The sequence below is a fragment of the bacterium genome (genome assembly GCA_035549195.1).
Lineage (GTDB): Bacteria > Oederibacteriota > Muellerivitia > Muellerivitales > Muellerivitaceae > DASZRK01.
The window spans coordinates 1-4,283 of sequence record DASZRK010000053.1 but is presented as its reverse complement, the minus strand read 5'-3'; the positions used below and the strand labels follow the sequence as shown (position 1 = coordinate 4,283).

Genomic DNA, 4,283 nt, shown 5'->3' with positions numbered 1-4,283 from the left:
GGCGACGCGGACGAACACGTCGACGAACACCTTCACGGTGACGAGTACGCCCACGAGCACGGCCACGTCAACGCCCACGGCGACAAGGACCAACACGTTGGCGAATACCAGCACCTTCACGCCGACCCAGACCAGCACCTTCACGAACAGCGCGACGGCGACCCCGACCCGCACCAATACTTTCACTCCGACGATCACATACACTCCGACCGTGACGTCCACCTATACCAACACGAGCGTCATCACCCCCACGCCGACCGGGACCCCGACGCGAACCTTCACCTCGACTTCGACGATGACCTTTAGTCCCACCTTCACCCCGACCTCCACCCCAACGGTAACCTCCACTTTTACGAACACGAACGTGATCACGCCCACTTTCACGAACAGCGCCACTTCCACGGCGACCTTTACGTCGACCTATACAGCGACCGTCACTTCCACCTTTACCAACACGGATGTGATCACCCCGACCGCGACCGGGACCCCGACCAAGACCTTCACCCCCACTTCGACCTATACTTCGACTTCCACCTTCACCCTTACGCCGACCCCCACCTTCACGCCGACGGTCACGGCGACCTTCACCAATACCGATGTCATCACCCCGACCCCCACTTCCACAGGTACATCCACTTTCACGCCGACCTCTACCTTCACCTTCACGCCGACGGCGACCATGACGGTCACTTCTACCAGTACGCCATTGCCTGTCCTTACGCTCAGCCAGAACGCTTCCGGCGGTACCGCCAACCCGGGACAAACATTGACCTATAGCCTCAGCCTGACGATCTCCACCTCCACGGCGAACACGGTCGTCTTGACGGACAATCTTCCCAATTCGACCACTTTCTTGGGATTCGTTTCAGGTCCGTCGGGGACCCTTTCGGGAAGCCAGATCACTTGGAACCTGGGAACCCTGGCCCCCGGCACCTACAATTTCAGCTTCGACGTTCAAGTGAACGGTTCGGCCCCGGATGGGTCGATCCTCTCCAATTCCGCGGTGGCGGATTTCCAAGGCGAGACCTCCTCGACCTTTGCCAATGGGAACAATGTGACGGTCATCGTGCTGACCAGTACGCCCACACCGACCGCTACTTGGACCGGTACTCCGACCCCGACCTCCACCAACACCCCGTCCCTCCGACCGACCATCTGTCCCGTTTATCCCAACCCGGTCACGAGTGACGATTATGTCTCCCTTTGCGTTTCGGTCCCGGCCCCTTCGGACGTGGAGCTGACCGTTTATACCGTGGCTTTCCGCAGGATCTTCGAGAAGAGGCTCCAGGTGACTTCCACTGCGACCCTGACCTGGGACCTTCGGGACGAGTGGGGCACTCCGATCGCTAACGGTCTTTATTACATCAAGACCCAGGTCAACGGTCCCAACCCGGCCACCCGGTTCTCCAAATTACTGGTCAACCGCTGACCCGCTGATCGGCCAATTTGGCCGATTTTGCTTCTCTTTCGTCCGGTTGACCCCGCCTTTACTTACCTTTACTATTTATTCCGCAACACCATTCGTCCCAAGACCATCGGCCGAAACCCAAGTAAGCCCACTAGGTCCGGGGGACATCACCTCAAGCTTCCTGAAAAACCCATCGGGGTCTCAGTAAGGAAGGCAAGGAGAGACCATGCATATCTCATTCGTTGCCCCGGGTTGCTTCCATGTCGAAGGCCCGTCCAACAGTGCGCTCATCGGTAGTCCTCCCGAGATCCTCAAGGCCCTCCTGAAACAGAAAAAGAAGATCCCCCATGTTGGTGTTCTGCCCGACCTCTCCCATAAGAACGGCGTTTCTCAAATGGCTTTCGAGTTCCTGGGTTATTGGTTCCTTTTCGTCGACCAGGGATACCAAATGGGAAAGAAGTTCCGGGTCCTGGGAACTCGGGACATGTGTGAAAGGCTTTACGACATCCTGCGGGTCACCTTATTGGGTCCCGGGCGTTCCGAGATGAAAAAGTGGGGTTTGAGCAAGACGCGGATCGAGACCCTGGCCAAAATGGCCGACGGAATGGCGGTCAAACGGGCCGGGTCGATCCTGCAGATCGAGGACCTCTTCGAGTTCGTCCATATGCCGGACGAAGAAGGGGAGGTAGCGGTCCCTCTTTTCTCCGATTCGGCCGATATCCTCATCAAAAGGATGGGGAACAACCGCTATGAAATTTCCGAACGAGGCAAGGTCCATCCCGTCGATCTCAATTTCGAAGGAGAACAGCTGCCTCCCTTGGCGGACCTGAGCGGGACCATCGAAAAACCGGAAAGGCTTCGTCTTAAGGTGCTGGGATGCTACACCGGGTTCGATCCGGCGGGACCCACCACGGGCATGTTGCTTTGGGTCAACGGCAACGGGTTCCTGGTGGATTCACCGGCCGGCATCTCCAAATACCTCAAACAGGTCGGGGTGGCGAAGGACCGCCTGACCGCCATCATCCAGACCCACGTCCACGATGATCACTGCGCCCTCTCCGAGCTCTTGCTCTCCGAACATTCCTTCACCATCATTTCCACCCGTGAGATCTTCGAGTGTACGCTCCTGAAGGTCTCCCGGATCATCGGAGAACCCATTGAGGTGGTGCGGTCCATGGTCCGCTTCGTGGAGGTGATCCCCGGGAAGAACTACCGGATGTACGGGGCCGCTTGGGAATTCTTTTACACGGTCCACTCCATCCCGACCATCGGATTCCGGGTGACCGTCCCCGACGAGAATGGAAAGCCCCACACCCTGCTCCATTCCAGTGACCTGGACCATTTCAGTGGAATGGACCAATTGGTGAAGGACGGCGCCGTTTCCCAGGAACATGTGGATCGTATGAGGTCCTTGGTCCGCGGGGACGAATGCCTTGCCATGATCGACGCCGGGGGCGGGATGATCCACGGAGAACCCGCGGATTGGGACAAGACCATCGTGAGTTACCCTGGGACCGAGTTCCTTTTCTATCATATCAATCCATCAAAGGTCGATCCGAAATACCCGGTGGCCAAACCCGGTTGGGGGAAGACCTATCTGCCCGAGCGGGTTTTCCCCCAGTCGGTCTATAGCGGCGTTCTCCAGACCTTGAAGCTTTTTGAGGTCAAGGACCCTCATTGGATCAACGTGATCTTTTCCCAGGGCCAGGTCTTGGACCTTCCGAACCAATATGAAGTGGTGAAAAAAGGACAGGAAGGGGATTCTTTTTACTTCATCCTTTCCGGGTCCTTGGATGTTCTCGATGCGGAGAATAAAAAAGACCCTCTTTTGGCTACCTTGGAAGGCGGTGACTTTTTCGGAGAAATGTCGATCATCAACCGTTCCAAGACCAATGCCACCGTCGTGAGCCGCACTCCGGTCGTTCTTTTCAAGCTTCCGGGGGACCTGTTCCTGGAATTCGTGGAAAAGAACGATCTTCGGGAAAGTTTCTCGAGCCTTTGGAAAAAGCGTCCGCTGATCTCCTCGGTGGAAATATTCCGGGACCTGGACCCCACCGCGAAGCACGAAATATCCCTCTTGGCCAAGACCCAACAGTTCGCCAAGGAGGAACTGATCGTCCGTCAGGGAAGCAAGACGGAGGATTTCTTCATCATCTCCTCGGGCCGGGTGCAGATCGTCCGGAAGTCGGATCAGGGCCGGGTGAATTTCTCGGTCGAATTGAAGGCGGGCGATTTTTTCGGGGAGAATGTGGCCATGGGTTATACCGATAAGCGGAACGCGAGCGCGCAGGCCTTGACCGACGTGACGACCCTGGTCATCTCCTCCCGGGAATTAAGGGACTTGGCCAAGCGGATGCCGATCCTCCGGCACAAGCTTCATTTGGTCATGAAGAGCCGGGGGATGGCCGATGAAGTATTGGAAAAGGCGTCGGTCAGTGTGACCGGTTCCGATATTTTTTAAGACTTTTTTATTTATCGTTAAACTCATTGGGTCTTAACGTTTGAAGCAAAACCATGAAAAATTGTTTTCTGTGCCGAAAATGGTATATTTTGCCCAAGTAGCTACCCAACTTCCGATTTTTGGGACCGAATCCCCTAAAAAGCTGGCCCTGTGAACAGAACAGCTGTCCAAAATTCAAACGTTTTTAGCATGGCGAAAGGGCTTTTCCTTTTGCCGGGTCGTTCAATCGGTTCATTCCTGTTCCTCTTCCTTCTTTTCACCAGACTCCACGCCGCCGCCATCAATTACACGTCGACGAGCTATTGTCCGTCGGAGACGTCGTTCACGGTGACGGAGCAGACGACGGCCTATAACCAGCAGACGTCCAATTCCGTTTCCTTGGGGAATTGCGGCGTGAACATGAACATGTACGAC

3 protein-coding genes are annotated in these 4,283 nt (G+C 56.0%); all 3 read left to right on the top strand.

The window, feature by feature from the left end:
* On the top strand, positions 1-1,429 hold a 1,429-nt coding region (locus tag VHE12_10035), incomplete at its 5' end, for a hypothetical protein (GenBank protein HVZ81113.1).
* 205 nt (positions 1,430-1,634) lie between these two features.
* A complete protein-coding gene (locus VHE12_10030; protein HVZ81112.1) occupies positions 1,635-3,869 on the top strand; it encodes a cyclic nucleotide-binding domain-containing protein in 2,235 nt (744 codons plus the stop codon).
* A gap of 189 nt (positions 3,870-4,058) precedes the next feature.
* The coding region (locus tag VHE12_10025) for a hypothetical protein (GenBank protein ID HVZ81111.1) at positions 4,059-4,283 on the top strand (225 nt) is incomplete at its 3' end.

Excerpts from the sequence above, each read along its gene's own strand:
- VHE12_10030 (HVZ81112.1), top strand. The coding sequence starts at position 1,635 with ATGCATATCTCATTCGTTGCCCCGGGTTGCTTCCATGTCGAAGGCCCG.